At 43.3% G+C, this 15,529-nt stretch carries 14 protein-coding genes and 1 other RNA gene; 4 read left to right on the forward strand and 11 right to left on the reverse strand.

What is annotated here, in order from left to right:
* Nucleotides 1–31 precede the first annotated feature (31 nt).
* The 3 genes from IE164_RS13175 to ffs all read right to left on the reverse strand — a co-directional run bounded on the left by IE164_RS13175 (nt 32) and on the right by ffs (nt 2,078).
* Nucleotides 32–1,138, reverse strand: a complete 1,107-nt coding sequence (locus IE164_RS13175) for a mandelate racemase/muconate lactonizing enzyme family protein (RefSeq protein ID WP_189630692.1) — start codon at nt 1,136–1,138, stop codon at nt 32–34.
* Nucleotides 1,139–1,146: 8 nt separating this feature from the next.
* Nucleotides 1,147–1,938 carry an MIP/aquaporin family protein gene (locus IE164_RS13180; RefSeq protein ID WP_189630693.1) on the reverse strand — a complete coding sequence of 264 codons (792 nt, stop codon included), beginning with the start codon at nt 1,936–1,938 and terminating at the stop codon, nt 1,147–1,149.
* Nucleotides 1,939–1,990: 52 nt separating this feature from the next.
* Nucleotides 1,991–2,078: signal recognition particle sRNA small type (ffs, locus tag IE164_RS13185), an RNA gene on the reverse strand.
* A gap of 379 nt (nt 2,079–2,457) precedes the next feature.
* On the opposite strand from ffs, the gene IE164_RS13190 reads away from it, so the two are divergent.
* Both IE164_RS13190 and IE164_RS13195 read left to right on the forward strand, forming a co-directional pair.
* Entirely contained in the window at nt 2,458–4,251 is a 1,794-nt protein-coding gene (locus IE164_RS13190; RefSeq protein WP_189630694.1) for a sensor histidine kinase, read from the forward strand.
* Nucleotides 4,244–4,873 carry a response regulator gene (locus tag IE164_RS13195; RefSeq protein ID WP_189630695.1) on the forward strand — a complete coding sequence of 210 codons (630 nt, stop codon included), beginning with the start codon at nt 4,244–4,246 and terminating at the stop codon, nt 4,871–4,873. Before IE164_RS13190 ends, IE164_RS13195 begins: the two co-directional genes overlap by 8 nt.
* Nucleotides 4,874–5,170: 297 nt before the next feature.
* Here the strand turns inward: IE164_RS13195 and IE164_RS13200 are convergent, their stop codons facing one another.
* From IE164_RS13200 to hemF, 3 genes are read right to left on the reverse strand one after another with little or no spacing between them, the layout of a single operon-like run.
* Nucleotides 5,171–5,428, reverse strand: coding sequence for a hypothetical protein (locus IE164_RS13200; RefSeq protein WP_189630696.1), 258 nt, complete (start codon nt 5,426–5,428; stop codon nt 5,171–5,173).
* The gene (locus IE164_RS13205; protein WP_229838678.1) at nt 5,407–5,991 is read right to left on the reverse strand and encodes a phosphatase PAP2 family protein; all 585 of its coding nucleotides are present in this window, start codon (nt 5,989–5,991) and stop codon (nt 5,407–5,409) included. The genes IE164_RS13200 and IE164_RS13205 overlap by 22 nt, the downstream gene beginning before the upstream one ends.
* A complete protein-coding gene (gene hemF / locus IE164_RS13210; RefSeq protein ID WP_189630697.1) occupies nt 5,979–6,881 on the reverse strand; it encodes an oxygen-dependent coproporphyrinogen oxidase in 903 nt (300 codons plus the stop codon). The genes IE164_RS13205 and hemF overlap by 13 nt, the downstream gene beginning before the upstream one ends.
* A gap of 174 nt (nt 6,882–7,055) precedes the next feature.
* Here hemF and IE164_RS13215 point away from each other — a divergent pair, with 174 nt between their 5' ends.
* Entirely contained in the window at nt 7,056–9,161 is a 2,106-nt protein-coding gene (locus tag IE164_RS13215) for an alpha-ketoacid dehydrogenase subunit alpha/beta (RefSeq protein WP_189630698.1), read from the forward strand.
* Nucleotides 9,162–9,247: 86 nt separating this feature from the next.
* On the opposite strand, the gene tamL is transcribed toward IE164_RS13215, so the two are convergent.
* Nucleotides 9,248–11,710 (reverse strand): translocation and assembly module lipoprotein TamL, encoded by a 2,463-nt coding sequence (tamL, locus tag IE164_RS13220; protein ID WP_189630699.1) that lies wholly within the window; start codon nt 11,708–11,710, stop codon nt 9,248–9,250.
* Nucleotides 11,711–11,723: 13 nt separating this feature from the next.
* Here tamL and IE164_RS13225 point away from each other — a divergent pair, with 13 nt between their 5' ends.
* Nucleotides 11,724–12,464 carry a TrmH family RNA methyltransferase gene (locus IE164_RS13225; protein WP_189630700.1) on the forward strand — a complete coding sequence of 247 codons (741 nt, stop codon included), beginning with the start codon at nt 11,724–11,726 and terminating at the stop codon, nt 12,462–12,464.
* Here IE164_RS13225 and IE164_RS13230 read toward each other — a convergent pair.
* The 4 genes from IE164_RS13230 to IE164_RS13245 are packed head-to-tail and all read right to left on the reverse strand — an operon-like array spanning nt 12,461 to nt 15,487.
* On the reverse strand, nt 12,461–13,246 hold the full coding sequence (locus IE164_RS13230) for a queuosine precursor transporter (RefSeq protein ID WP_189630701.1): 786 nt from the start codon (nt 13,244–13,246) through the stop codon (nt 12,461–12,463). The two genes, IE164_RS13225 and IE164_RS13230, sit on opposite strands and share 4 nt — an antisense overlap.
* Nucleotide 13,247: 1 nt before the next feature.
* Nucleotides 13,248–14,165 carry a ribonuclease Z gene (locus IE164_RS13235; RefSeq protein ID WP_189630702.1) on the reverse strand — a complete coding sequence of 306 codons (918 nt, stop codon included), beginning with the start codon at nt 14,163–14,165 and terminating at the stop codon, nt 13,248–13,250.
* Nucleotides 14,166–14,174: 9 nt separating this feature from the next.
* On the reverse strand, nt 14,175–14,540 hold the full coding sequence (locus IE164_RS13240; protein ID WP_189630703.1) for an STAS domain-containing protein: 366 nt from the start codon (nt 14,538–14,540) through the stop codon (nt 14,175–14,177).
* Entirely contained in the window at nt 14,537–15,487 is a 951-nt protein-coding gene (locus IE164_RS13245; protein ID WP_189630704.1) for a phosphoribosylaminoimidazolesuccinocarboxamide synthase, read from the reverse strand. Before IE164_RS13245 ends, IE164_RS13240 begins: the two co-directional genes overlap by 4 nt.
* Nucleotides 15,488–15,529: the final 42 nt, after the last annotated feature.

Consider the following 15,529-nt stretch of genomic DNA (forward strand, 5'->3'; position numbering starts at 1 on the left):
GGCAGTCTCCTCTAAATATAGGAAAAAGTCTTTACTCTACCGTAAGCGATTCGCACTCCTTTAAAAAGTCGGCCGATACCTCCAGACCCAATCCCGGTTGGTCGGGTATTCGTATATCCCAGTTTTTCTGATACTCCATTCCGCCTACAATTGGGTCGAATTGATGAAAAAGAGGGCTGTCTAAGTCATAGAAACGGACCAGGTCGGAGAGATGAGCCAGGTGAGTATTGGCAGTAAAGAGCAGGCGACTTTCTACAAAACCACCAATCTGACAAAGAATGCCGTAGCGTTCAGCTACCTTAAGTATTTTTCGTGCCTTATACAATCCACTCGATTTGCCGAGCTTAATATTGAAGTAATCGCAATAACCACCTTTTACCAGCTTCCTGGCGTCTACATGGTCCATGAGAGACTCATCGGCCATTATTTTAACAGGACTGTTATTAATTACTTTCTTAAGTTGGTAATAACGCCTCTTATTTATTGGTTCTTCGCAGTACTGAATATTCAGGCTGGCCATTTCATTCAGACACCTTATCGCCTCTTTTTGAGTCCAGCCTTGGTTAGCGTCCACCCTTAGGTCTATAGAATTGCCAACCGCTTGACGAATGGATTTAATACGTTTGATGTCTTTGGAAGCATCATCTCCCAACTTGATTTTTAGAGTTTTAAAACCCTCTTGTACCTTTTCAAGGGCATCGTTGGTCATGGTCTCTACAGAATCCAGGCTTATGGTAAAGTCTGTTCTGATAGTTTTTTCGATCCGTCCGCCCATTGTGAGATAGAGTGGCTCGTCACAACTTTTAGCCCATAAATCGTGGCAGGCAATGTCGATAGCCGATTTTATGCCCGTGTGTCCAAAAATTATTCGATCCATGAGTTTTGATACATGGCCCACTTCTCTCGGGTCCTCATTGAGGAGTTTTTCGGCCAACATTTTTCCGACTATAAAACAGGTTTCGGGTGTTTCGCCAACAATCGGAGGAAATGGACTACACTCTCCCCAACCACAAAGACCCTTTTGGTTGGTGACTCTAACGAATATGCTGGTGGTAGTATCTCTTTTGCCCAGCGAGGTGGCAAATGTTTTTTTTAAGGGGATGTGAGCCTTAAAGAATTCTATCTTTTTTATTTTCATGAGCTTTTTTACTTCCTCGATTCCTCAATAATGGCAACGATAATGGCCGTGATCATAAGCCCAATGGCAGCCCAGCCCAAGCTGCTGGTTACTCCTTTAAAGATGAGATAGTAAAGAGCTGCACCGGCACCACCTCCTATAAACGGTCCTAAAACGGGAATCCAGGCGTAGGACCAGTTAGAGGATCCCTTGCCTTTAATGGGTAGAATGAAATGAGCCAGCCGGGGGCCAAAGTCTCTGGCCGGGTTAATGGCATAGCCTGTACTTCCGCCTTGGGCCATTCCAATGAGAGCAATGAGTCCGCCCACCACCAAGGGGTTTAGGCCTTCGGTAAATTTATTGGCGCCAATCATCATAAGTCCGACAATTAGAATCATGGTGCCTAGCATTTCACTGATGAGGTTGGCACTTTTTTGGTCTATGGCTCCGGCAGTACAAAAAACTCCCAGTTTGGTGGCTTGGTCTTCCGTTTTTCTCCAGTGTGGTAAATACTGTAGCCAGGCTAGCGTAGCTCCAAAAATTCCACCTAGTAATTGAGATATGATATAACCCGGCACAATTTGCCACTCAATTTCACCGGCCATGGCCAGTGAAGTTGTGACTGCCGGATTAATGTGGGCCCCACTAATATTGCCCACAGCATAAATGCCAAAAGTTACGGCTAGCCCCCATCCTAAGGTGGTAATTACCCAACCGGAGCCCTGGGCATATGATTTATTCAGAGAAGTGGCGGCATTCACACTATTCCCAAAATAGAGAAGTATAGTAGTGCCGATAAATTCAGCCAGATAAACAGACATGTGAAGTTGAAAAGTTTATCGTGATAATACGATAATGAAGGGAATAAAAAAAGGCATCAGGATGTCGCACCGCTACAACCGCCTACCCTTGCTCTGTTCCCAGCCTGGGGGAGTTCAGCAGGAGCTGGTCGCATCCCTCTGCCATTGGGGGGCAAAGGTATTAAGAATTTACGAAAGGGAAAACGGTGAAGTAAAAATTGATAGAAATACCTAAATTCAGGTATTTCTTTCGTGCCTAAAGAAAGCTTTGTTTGTGTTCTGACCATGCACGATACGTCAATACAGATACAATTACCTGATGATTGTTTATCTCCGGGTTTATTTTTTTCTAATTAAACAGCGTGCATATGAAACACCAACTCAACATTTCAGATGAAAGATTTTATAGAAGTCTTGGTAAAATTTATTTAAATAGAACTCCCGATCCGGAGGATCCACCGACTGATCCGCAGCCGGATGACAACTCGGAGGAATCTGGGTCTACACCTCCACCAGGAAGCGGCACCTAATTAATAGCGAATGATAAAATCGGTTTCGAGAGTTTTAAAGTGTTTAGTAGGTCTAGCCTTTTTGCCGGCTGTTCTATTAGGCCAAACAGAACAGGAACAAGAATGGACCAGGTTAATCAAAGAGGCGGACGACTACAGTATAGGGGCAAAATATGATTCAGCTCTTTTACTTTCTAATCAAGTTGCCCTGGCGGCAGAAATGGAGGAGAACTATGAATTTATGACCAGAGCATATTTTGTTATGGCCTCTGTTTATTATCGGATTAGAAAGCTGGATTTGGCTATTGATGAGTATGTAAAGGCGAAAGAGACAGCCCGCAAATGGGGAAACGAGAGTTTTGTTGTACGAGCCGATTTAGGTTTAGGTGTGGTTTACCATCAGTTTGGGTTTAATGCTTTAGATGAATCACATCCAACCTACGATACTGTTCAAGCGGTTCTGTATTTAGACTCTGCATTTAAAATGTTTACCATGGCTCAAGAGTATTACATGAGAAATGCCCCGGATAACTATCTAATGCTTGCTTATACAGCCACTAATTTGGCCGGAAATTATTATGCACGTAAAGAATTTATCAAATCATCTGTGTATAGAAAAGAGGCCATTGAATTGTATGAAAGGGTAGGAGAAAAGTCAAATGCCATTAGTCATACTTACTTTTTAGGAAGTACTTATCTCCAGCATTTTAAACTGGACCAGAAGAATCATAGGCCTTATTTAGATAGTGCCAAACACTTCCTATTGTTTTCTCATGTTAAAAGCTTAGATATTCCCTTAACGGAAGTGGCTAGAAACGCGAGTAAAGATTTAGCATTTGTTCATCAATATCTTAATAACACAGATAGTGCACTCTATTATTGGAATCTGTCAGATTCGCTTTTAATAGAAATTTATTCCAGCAATTATGAAGATAGAGTATTGGAGTACAGGGCTCAGTATGAAACAGCTTCGGCAGAACTTGAAGCTGAGCAACAACGTTTTAGAGCACTTCAACAAGAAAGGAATAAAAGAATAGTACTTATTATATCCATTGCGGTGGTTATCATTTTTTCCATTTGGCTATACATCATTGACCAGAAGCGTAAGAATATAAAGGCAATTGCTGCTAAAAATGAGGAACTGAATAAGCAGCGAATCGATGAACTTTTGCAGCAGCAGGAGATAGCTTCACTTCAAGGGATCTTAGAAGGGCAAGAGCAGGAGAGAAAGCGCGTAGCCATAGACTTGCACGATCGATTGGGAGGTATATTGTCCATGGTGAAGCTTCATTTTAGTGCTGTGGAAGAAAAGCTGCCACAAGATAATCCGGAGAAGAAAAAGTTTCTGACCGCCAGTGAGTTATTAGACTTGGCAGCCGGTGAAGTGAGAAATATATCTCACAACCTACTTTCTGGCGTGTTGGCCAAGTTTGGGCTGGTGCCGGCTTTGAAAGATCTGGCCGATCGAATTAACGAATCTGGTGAAATTAAGCTTCATCTTATTCAGCACAATCTGGATAACGCTTTAAATGGTGAGCAAGAATTGCAGCTCTACCGCATTGTACAGGAACTAATCAGCAACATACTGAAACACTCTGAGGCCAAAGAGGCCACCATTCAGCTCATTCGTAATGAAGACAGCGTAAACCTTATAGTTGAGGACGATGGAAAAGGCTTTAATCCAAACGAAGGCATTAAGGGAGGAGGAATAGGGTTAAGCAACCTTAAGGCCAGAGTGAATAAGTTAAACGGCAATTTTCATATAGACTCAGGCAAAGGAGCGGGTACAAGTATTTCAATAGACATTCCAATTATAAATGATTAAGATTTTTGTAGTAGACGATCATCAGGTAGTCATTGATGGGATTTCATCTATTTTTTCAGAAGTTGATGAAATAGCCATCATTGGCAGTGCTCTCAATGGCAAAGAAGCCTTGCGCAAGCTGGAAACCTTGTGGCCCGATGTACTGCTATTAGATATCAACATGCCGGAAATGGATGGTATTGAACTGGTTAGAGCTTTAAAACAACAGGGGCGCGAGATTAAAACGTTAATTCTAACCATGCACAACAATCCCCAGTTTACCAAGCAACTTATTGAAGAAGGAGTACAAGGATGTGTGCTTAAAAATGCAGGCAAGAAAGATTTGATTTTTGCTATTAGCGAGATTCATGAAGGCAGGCGATATTACACGCAAGCTGTAACCGACTCGTTGGTGGAGAGTCTTGAAAAAACGCAGGCAGCTATAGACGAAGTGCAGCTTACCCGAAGAGAGGTTGAGATAGTGAAGCTTATAGCCCTTGAACATACTACCAATGAAATAGCCGAAAAACTATCCATTAGTGCCTACACGGTAGATACACACCGAAAAAATATTATCAATAAACTAGGTGTAAAAAACTTAGCCGGCTTGGTAAGATTTGCCTTCGAGAAAAATCTCCTTTAGTCTCCCGTTAATATTAGTTTTTTAACCTGAGTTCGATGTACGAAAAGAACGTCATGCCGGAAAAACAGGTCTTAAGCTCTCAAAAAGGGCTGTTTTATCCGGTATCTCAACAGAGCCTAAATGAGATTGCGGATATTTTCCTTTGCGCATGTGAAGTTTTCAGAGGAAAATTCCGCAATGACGTCCTAAGAGGGGATATTTTACTACTTACTTACATCGAATTCAGTTTTTTTTAAACAGAGAGTGGAGGTGTATTCATTGGACGGGGAAAACTCAATGCGCAAAACTCAAAGGGCGTTAATCCTCTTCACGAGTAAAGAAATCCCGTTTCATATAAAGTTGAAACTCCAGCGGGCTGCTTTCTTTGAACTCATCTACTTCCAGGTCTTCATAGATATCCTCATCAAACTGCATGTCCGTTTTTTCAATCTTTCCGTCCGGATGAACAATCAGCTCAGTGCCTGAATAATCTATAGGATTGACAGAAACCAATACCTGATAATCGTCAAACACCCGTTTGAAGTACTTGTAAACTATAGCGTCTTTTTTCCCCATCGGGTCATTGTTAATTGTTTCAATATAAAATTAATTACTACACCACTGCCAATACCTATGAGTGCACCGGCCAGAATATCGCCAGGAAAATGAACCCCTAAATACACACGGGAGTAAGCCACCAAAGCGGCCCAGGGAAATAGCCAGCCAATGTAACGCACCGAATCTTTAAGTAGAAGCCAGCAGAACATAGCTACTGCAAAGGAGTTGCTTGCATGGCTGGAAGCAAAGCCGTATCGGCCTCCACAACCTTTTAATAAATGAACCTGCCCTTCCAGCTCCGGGTCGTAGCAAGGTCTTAAACGTTCCACCCAAGGTTTAAGTAGGCCGGAGGCAGTCTGGTCGCTCAGAAGAATGAGCAAGCCAATGCCGAGCAATACTGCCCAGGCCGGTACCTTACTATATCTTATGAGTGAATACAACAGAAAAGCATAGAGGGGAATCCATACGTATTTATTGCTAATCCATGGCATTAACCAATCAAATAGTGCATTATGGGTTCCGTTTAAAACACGAAACAAGTCTTTGTCCAGTGCCTCGAGGTATGAAATTAAGCCAGCCAATCGATTCCTTTTTTAAGCATGGTCAATGTTTGGGCTTCGGCCGATCCTTCTTTGGGTTGATGATCATATTCCCAGCCCGCCATGGGAGGTAAGCTCATTAGTATAGATTCTGTTCTTCCGTCTGTTTCTAAGCCAAACTTTGTACCTCTGTCCAGCACTAGATTAAACTCAACATAACGGCCTCTGCGAAGCATTTGCCAACTCTTTTCTTTTGGGCCAAAGGGCTTCACGCTGTTCTTAGCCATAAAATGAGTGTAAATCGATGGGAAAGCAAGACCCACATCCTTCACAAAGTTGAAAATATCCTGCTTGTTTTTGCCGTTATCGGCCGACAGATGATCGAAGAATATTCCGCCAATTCCCCGGGTTTCCTTCCTGTGTTTTATATAGAAGTAATCATCAGCCCACTGCTTAAACTCTTGGTAGTAATGCGGATCATGTTTGTCGCAAACGGCCTTTAACTTAGAGTGAAACCATCGGGCATCTTCCATGTCTACATAATGAGGGGTAAGGTCTATGCCTCCTCCAAACCAATAGGTTCCATTAGACATTTCAAAGTACCTGATGTTCATATGAATAATAGGTACCCAAGGGTTTTCAGGGTGAAGAACAATAGAAACACCAGTGGCAAAGAAATGACCTTCTGAGAGACCAAATGAGTTCAATATTTTTTCCGGAGTTGGCCCAAAAACCTCAGAAAAATTAACACCACCTTTTTCTATGATATTTCCTTTACGCACTATCCGACTGCGTCCGCCACCGCCACCCGGACGCTGCCATTTGTCCTCTTCAAAAATGGCCTTTCCATCAGCATTTTCCAGCGACTTGCAAATATGGTCCTGTATATTTCTAAAAACGGCTGCAATGTCTTCTTTAGTCAACTCCGGCATGGCGCAAAATTAGCTTTTTAGTGCGAAGATTAAATACTGACCAAACAATTAGACGGATACAACCTTTTATTTTATTCTATACAGAGTGCAATCAAAAAGCTAATGATCGTTAGGTTTTTCGGCAATCGATTGAATTATTGACTAACTTTGACGAGTAGATCAGGATAAAACCTCATGGATTTGACCAAAGAGATTAAGAAGACAGCGAAGACAACGACAGCGAATCAAATTCCTAAAAATATTCTAGAAAAGGCCTATCGGCTTATGCAAACAGCCTATAATATGGCTGTTCTGTACGATGAGAATCGGGCAGTTTGTAGTAAGTATGTGCATAGCACTTCTCGGGGTCATGAAGCCATTCAATTGGCAGCAGCCTTTCAATTGAAAGCATACGATTTTGCTGCCCCTTACTATAGAGACGAGTCCATTTTGTTGGGAATAGGCATGCAACCACACGAGTTGATGCTCCAGCTTTTGGGAAAGAAAGACGATCCCTTTTCCGGTGGAAGAACATATTACGGACACCCTTCCCTTAAGCGAGAAGGCTTCCCTACCATACCGCATCAGAGTTCAGCTACGGGCATGCAGGCCATACCAGCCACAGGCATGGCTCACGGTTTGCATTATCTGGAAGAGCAAGGCCTTCTGAAGGGTAACAACAAGCCTGTGGTGTTGTGCTCACTTGGCGATGGTTCTGTAACCGAAGGGGAGGTTTCCGAAGCCATGCAAATGGCGGTACTGCACAAATTACCTATTGTATACCTTATTCAAGACAATGATTGGGGGATAAGCGCTACGGGCAGCGAAATGCGGGCCATGGATGCTTTTGAGTTTGCTGCCGGATTTAAAGGTATGGAGCGCATGCGTATAGACGGATCTGATTTTGTGAACTCCTACGAAGGCATGAAGCAGGCTTTTCAATATGTAAGAGAAAAAAGAGCCCCAATATTGGTTCATGCTAAAACCCCGTTGCTAGGACACCATACATCAGGTGTGCGAAAAGAGTGGTACAGAGGAGACCATGACCTGGATATACACCAGAAGAGTGATCCAATTCCTAAGTTGAGAAAAAGCCTCAAGGCTGCGGGTTACAAAGAAACTGATCTGGTGAAGTTGGAAGACGAGGCAAGAGCCTTTGTTCAGTCAGAATACGCCAGAGCACTTAATGCCGATGATCCTGATCCGGCTACTGTTTTAGACCATGAATTTGCACCCACTCCAATTACCGAAGAAAAAGGCCAAAGAAAACCGAGAGGAGCTGAGAAGGTGGTGATGGTTGATGCGGCTTTGCATGCAGTTGATGATATTTTGAAAAACCATCCCGAGGCACTTTTCTATGGTCAGGATGTGGGCGGAACTCTGGGAGGTGTTTTTCGCGAAGCGGCTACGCTTGCCCAGAAATATGGAGACTCAAGGGTGTTTAATACCCCTATTCAGGAAGCATACATTGTAGGCTCCACAGCCGGAATGTCGGCAGTGGGCGCCAAGCCCATAGTGGAGATTCAATTTGCCGATTATATATGGCCGGGGATTAACCAGTTAGTAGAAGAACTATCTAAAAGCTGCTATCTCAGTAAGGGGCAGTTTCCCATACAGTCGCTCATAAGAGTGCCAATTGGGGCCTATGGTGGAGGTGGGCCGTACCACTCTGGAAGTGTTGAGTCTACTTTGCTCAACATAAGAGGAATAAAGGTAGTTTATCCGTCCAATGCAGCCGACATGAAAGGTCTGATAAAAGCGGCTTTCCACGATCCTAACCCGGTGGTTATGCTCGAGCACAAAGGCTTGTATTGGTCTAAAGTTCCTGGTACTGAATTGGCAAAGACTTTCGAACCGGATTCGGAGTATATTATTCCTTTGGGTAAGGCCCGTATAGATCAGGAAGCTTCTGAAGAAGCTGTTGAAAATGGAGAGTCTTGTGTGGTAATAACCTATGGCATGGGCGTATATTGGGCCAAGGCGGCCAGCAAGCGCTTTGAGGGACGCGTGGAAATACTGGATCTAAGAACCCTAAATCCAATTGACTGGGAAGCGATAAAGGTTGCGGTTAAACGACACAACAAGGCTATGGTACTTACCGAAGAGCCTTTGTTGAATTCATTTGCCGAGTCTTTGGCCGGTCGAATATCCCAACACTGCTTCCAGGAACTTGACGCTCCGGTTATGGCCTATGGTGCCGAAAATCTGCCGGCTATTGCACTCAATGTAGACCTGGAGAAGGCCATGCTGCCAACTCCGGAAAAGGTAGAGGCACAGCTGGAAAAGTTGTTGAACTATTAATCTAAAAGGTTGTAGGAAGTTGCTAAGGCAGGGTTTTTAGCCTGCCAAGAGCTTTTTTATTGCTGAGCCTGACTGAGGCATTGTGCTTAGAACGGATAACCCACCGCAATATTCCAAACTGTTTGTCCCTGTCTGGAACGAGAGAATGGCATTTGCCAACGCAGACCCTCCGGAAAACGAGGGTCTTTTATTTTGTGGCCGGCATCGAACCTGAAAACCAGGAAATTAAAGTCGAACCGCAAACCCAGCCCTGCTCCAATAGCAATCTCCTTGTAAAAATCGGAAAAGCTGAAGGCACCACCGGTCGAAAGACGCTGTACCTGCGAAGGGTCGTCACTGGCAAACTCCTGAAAACGCCATACGTTGCCCGCATCGATAAAGAAAGCCCAATCGATAAAACTGGTGATATTGCCCCTGTATTCCAGGCTAAGCTCTAGCAAAATCTCACCCGGCTGCTCAAACCGATAGCTTTCTCTGCCCGTTCGTAACGGAACCAATTGGCCATCAATTATTTCGTTATTGCCATCTTCATCCAGTTTATAAGGGTGAGCCGAACCCGGTCCCAGTCGTCTTGGAAACCAGGCCCTGTTGCTGTTGCTACCTCCGGTAAAGAAGTAGCGTTCGTAAGGTAAGGCCTTCTCATCGCCATAAGGCAGGGCGTAGCCCACGTTTACACGCCAATGCAGCGATTTGTCTTCTCCCAGCGGAATATACTTTCGGTAGTCCAATTGAGCTTTGCCAAACTTAAAGTAGGTCAAAGAGTCGCTTTCCAATAGGCCGGTACCGATCAGGTTGTAAATGGTGCCTCCCGCTTCCAAAAACACACGTAAATAGTCCGATGGTTTTTCTGTATTGCCATAGTTGTTATTAAAAATGGCGTTGAAGTTTGTGGCAGAAACAAATGATTTATTAAAGGCCTGAGCCAGTGTATTTCCTTGTAGTTCAAGATCGTCCAGTTGCTTTTGAAATGCCGAATCAATTCTGGATGTGTTTACAAGGTTAATTTCCGATACGTTTAAACGATAGGAAATATTACCTTTCTCGTTTTGCCATGAATAACCGTATGAGCCATTAAGGTTTTGCCTGGAATATTCCGGTCTGTTAATAAATGAATATCCCAAAACGAGAGAACTTTTGGCATTGAACGATCTGCGGCTAAGCTCACGCGAATTGAAAGGGGTTACGAACCGGGGGAATGTAAGGCTCACATTGGCTCCGTATTGAAGGTTAGAAATACTGAATGTTCCTTCCTGTTCGGTAGCAGAAGAAACACCATCAGAGCCAATAAAACCATTGAACTGAAGGATTTCTGCACCTCCAAAAGTATTTCTGTTTCTCAAAGAGAGGTTGTAGAAGGGGCCAAAAGTTCCTTCCGTTACATTCACACCAAGTTCTTGGGTAAGCTGATAGCGTTGCAGTGGTGCGGTGTATATGTTGGCTACAAACTTATCTTGAACCAGTGTAGTGTCAAAGTTCACATTGGCGAATCGGAAAATGTCCATGTTCAAAAGTTGGCGTTGGGTGTTCACCACATCAGAATATCGGTAGAGTTGGTTAGGTTCTAGCTTAAGACGGGTGTCCAATACCTTTGGAGAAAAGTATATGTCTGAGAAGTTGTATTTAATACCCAGATAGTTCATTGCATCTAAGATTTCCTCATTTCCACTGGTGTTGAACACTATGGAGTCAATCTTAAATTGTTTGTGAAAATCTCTGTTGGCAGGCTTGTTTATGATGGTGGTTATCCATAGGTCTTCAGACTTGGGTGCGTATTCGACCACAAACTCTATAAATCGCTTATTAAACTCAAAATACCCATTGTTTCGGAGCAACAGGTCCAATCGGTCTTGTTCTTTTTCCATGTTGGCCCGGTCATAATACTCGCCCACCTTTAAGTGCGAATTGGCCTTTGCCTCGGTGATAATTCGGGTAATGGTTGTGTCGCCAGTACGAAGCATTAGGCTATCTATGAAGCTGCGTTTTCCTTCTTTTATGCGAAAGGTTTGGGTTATTTTGCGGCCTTTTTCTTTGGTTTCTATGGTCACTGCAGACTTCCTGAAACCCTTGCTCATGAGGTAGTTTCTAATACGAACAGCCGACTGTTCAATCAATGCGCTGTCGTATACGGCCAAAGGAGATCCGGTGCGCATGCGCCCATTGCCAAGCCGCAACTCCTTGTTGTAGCGGTCTACCTTTCTGCTTTTCTTGGCTTCAAGCTTTTTGGTAGATTTGCCATTGGCTTGCCGTTCTTCGATTCGGGCATCAATTTCTTCTATGAACTCTTCTTTTTCGCGAGCCACTTTGGCGGAGTCGAAGGCCCTTTCACCGGTTTCATAAATATAGGCACCAATAGGGCCAATAATGGGGAAACGAGTATTAGGCTCAAGCAAAATCTGATCGGCTATATCATTTTTATTTGCTTTTTTTACACCGGCAATCTCCTGTTTATAGAGTAATTTTTCACCTTGTTCAAGGTATTTTACTCCCGTACAAGAGGCCAGTAAAACCGAAATGATTAATACGTAGAATAGTCTTTTTCCTCGCTTCACGAACAACATCAATATGCTCTCTAAACGCCAATCAAAGTACTTTAAATCTCTGCAATTAAAAAAATATAGACAGGCCGAAGGTAAGTTTTTGGTAGAAGGGGCAAAAGGAGTGGAGGAAGTACTCAAATCCGATTGGGAAGTGGAAGCGCTTTTGGCTACTTCGGAGTACCTGAAAACGTTAGATAAGGGGTTATTTCGGAAAAAATTTGATTTGTTTGAAGTAAAGGAGAACGACTTGTTGCAGGTGGGTACCTTTAAGTCGAATAGTACCGGGCTGGCTGTGGTTAAAATGCCGGAACAATCGCTCAATGCCAATTGGGAAGAGGAAATGGTGCTGGCTCTGGATCAGGTTAACGACCCGGGTAACCTGGGGACAATTGTTCGCATTGCAGATTGGTATGGAATAAAGCAAATTGTTTGCAGTCGGGATACTACCGATGTATTTAGCCCCAAAGTAATTAATGCTACCATGGGATCTTTTACTCGCGTAAAGGTGCATTATACCGATTTGAGGAGCTTTTTATCTGAGTGTGAAAGACATGTTTACGGAGCTCTGTTAGACGGTCAATCCATTTACCAAACGAAACTTCAACACGGAGTTATCCTAATGGGGAGCGAGTCGCATGGTATATCGGAAGAATTGAGGCCACTGGTAACTCACTCCATAAAAATACCGGGTCGGGGAGGAGCTGAGTCGCTCAATGTGGCAGTAGCCACTGCCGTGGTGTTGGATAATTTTGCCCGAAATATTTAAGCTTCGCTACTCGCTTCGGCCATCATTTGCTCAGCTGTTTCTTTGCCCAAATATTTATCGATGATGTAATGGGCAATATAGAGGATGGGGGTAAGGCCTACGGCAATTATAAATTTATAGATGTAGTTGGTTACTCCCACGGCCAAAACCTGAGTGATACTCCACGGACCTAAGAAATAAAAGGCTACAAAGAGTACCACAAAACTATCGATGAGCTGCGAAACAAGAGTAGAGCCTGTTGCTCTGAGCCATATTTTTTTCTTTCCTGTAATTTTCCGCAGCTTATGAAAAACAAACACATCTACAAACTGACCCACTACAAAGGCTACCAACGAAGCAAAAATAATGTTTAAGCCTTGTGAGAGAACTTTTTCAAATGCGTAGTTAATATCAAAAGGCTCTCCTTTTTCATTTACAGCATTTACTTCGAGCCAAAAATCGGCCGGAACAAGCTTCATGGCCAGAAAAATAACGAGAAAAGCGTAGGCAATAAGCCCTACTGTAATGAATGTGATTCTTCTAACACCTTTCTTTCCAAAGTATTCATTAATGATATCGGTAGTTATAAATACCACTGGCCAAAGCACAACACCGGCCGTTAGGTTAAACTGCAGCAGGAAGTCTCCGAAGAGGGGAGTATTGAGAGGTTCAAATCCAAGGGTCTTTTCAAACGAAAAAATTTTACCTCCAATCAATTCTGCAATCAGCGCATTGGTAATGAAAATACCACTGAGAATAATGAAAAGGCTATTTTTCTTATCGGAGAGAATTGATTTGGCCATACTAGCTGTCTAATATAAACTCTTCTCCTTCAATAGCCAGGTACGATTCTGCAAAAAACTCCCGTGCTTCTGCCTCAAGTGGTTCCAGTTCTTTGTATCGGGCCGAAAAATGGCCTAACAGTAATTTCCCTACATTAGCTTTTTGGGCAATAGTGGCAGCTTCTTTGGCCGTGCTATGGTAGGTAGAAGTGGCTCTGTCTAAATGCTCTTCTAAAAAAGTAGCTTCATGATAGAGCATATCTACCCCTTCAATTATGGGTATAATGGACTCATCATATTTGGTGTCACTACAGTAGGCATATCGAAACGACTGACGAGGCGGGAGCGTCATGTCTTTATTTTTATACAGAAGCGTACCGTCTTCAGCATAAATGTCTTCTCCTTTTTTAAGGCGAATGATGTTTCTTACGCTCATGTCATCGGGGAGCATTTCTCTACGGATTCTCCTGTTCTTTGTTTTTTCTTCGAACAGAAAGCCGCTGCACGGAATGCGGTGATTGAGCGGAATGGAGTGTACGCAAATGAGTTCATCTTCATGGATTACCTGACTGCGGCTGGCATCTACTTCAATAAACTTGAGATCATAATTGAAGATGGTTTCAGAGTAGCGGAGTTGCAGAGTAATTATTTCGGCCAAGCCCCTGGGGCCATAGAGGTTCAATGGTTTGTTTCTTCCCATAAGGTGCATGGTTGAAAGCAAGCCCATAAGCCCCAGGTAATGGTCGCCATGTAAGTGCGATATAAAGATATTGTTGATGCGCTGAGCCCTGAGCTTGTAACGTTTGAGTTGTAGCTGAGTGCCTTCACCGCAATCCACCAGGTAATACTTGCCTTCTACATTAACCAACTGCGAGGTGTGGTTTCGCCTGTGCGCAGGCGTGGCAGAACTAGAGCCTAATATTTTTACCCTGATGCTCAAACCTAAGCTTTATTCTTCTTCCTCGCTTGGGCTATTTGCCAAAATAAGGTCTTTGGCAGCTTCGTCAGTGGCCAAAACTGTCAAAACATTTTTTAGCTGAGAGATGGTTAAAAGTTTATCTACAAAAGAAGTGACTTCGCTAAGAATAAATGCTCCGCCATTTTCGGTATAGGCTCTGTTGCCGGTGAGCAGGGCGCTTAGTCCGGAAGAATCGGCATACTTGGTTTCAGAAAGGTTAAGTATTAGGTTTTTAACTCCTTGAGCCTGAAGGGATACTAGTTCCGATTTTAGTTCAGGAGAAAGAGTAGAGTCTAGTTTCTCTTCCTGAAGTTTGAATACGGTAAACAGCTCTTTTTTGTCTATTGAAAACTTCATAGGTTATGCTTTGCTAAATAATTTTTAATGTTTTTTTCAATGCGTTCTACAACGTTTGTTCCAGTTTGCTTTTGGAAGGTTTCACCTGTCACTTTTTCATACAATTCAATGTATCTGTCAGAGATAGACTGTACCACCTCGTTGGTCATGGTAGGAATTTCCTGCCCTTCCTTACCCTGAAATCCATTTTCTATGAGCCACTGTCTCACAAACTCTTTCGACAGCTGCTTTTGTTTTTCTCCTGATGCCTGCCGGCTCTCATAGCCCTCTTTGTAGAAGTATCTGGATGAGTCAGGTGTATGAATCTCATCGATCAGGTAAATTTCATTGTTGAATTTACCAAATTCGTACTTGGTGTCAACCAATATGAGCCCTTGTTTGGCGGCTATTTCAGTGCCTCTTTCAAACAGTGCTCGGGTATATTTTTCCAGTTGAACATATTCTGCTTCGGCCACTATGCCCTGTCTGAGAATCTCTTCCCTTGAAATATCTTCGTCATGGCCTTCTTTGGCCTTGGTGGTAGGGGTAATGATAGGGGTGGGCAGTTTATCATTTTCTTTGAGCCCTTCGGGCAGACTTACTCCGCAAAGAGTTCTTTTTCCTTCACGGTACTCCCGCCAGGCATGGCCTGCCAGATAGCCTCTAATGACCATTTCTACCGCATAGGGTTGGCATTTTAGACCTATGCTCACATTGGGGTCGGGCGAATCGGTAATCCAATTGGGAACCACATCTTTAGTAGCTTCCAGAAATTTCTGGGCTATTTGGTTCAGTACTTGCCCCTTGTAAGGAATGGGTCTTGGTAGTATTACGTCAAAAGCAGAAATGCGGTCGGTGGCCACCATGGCCAACTTGTCTTTGAAAAAGTAGATGTCTCTTACTTTACCGCTGTAAAATCCTGTTTGATTGGGGAACTGGAAATTAGTCTCCTTAACACCTTCGATCATCGGGTAAAAATAGTCAAAATTCGTTTGCTGATAGCTGGCGAA

Origin of the sequence: Roseivirga thermotolerans, from assembly GCF_014653175.1 — a bacterium.
In the GTDB taxonomy this organism is placed as follows: domain Bacteria; phylum Bacteroidota; class Bacteroidia; order Cytophagales; family Cyclobacteriaceae; genus Roseivirga; species Roseivirga thermotolerans.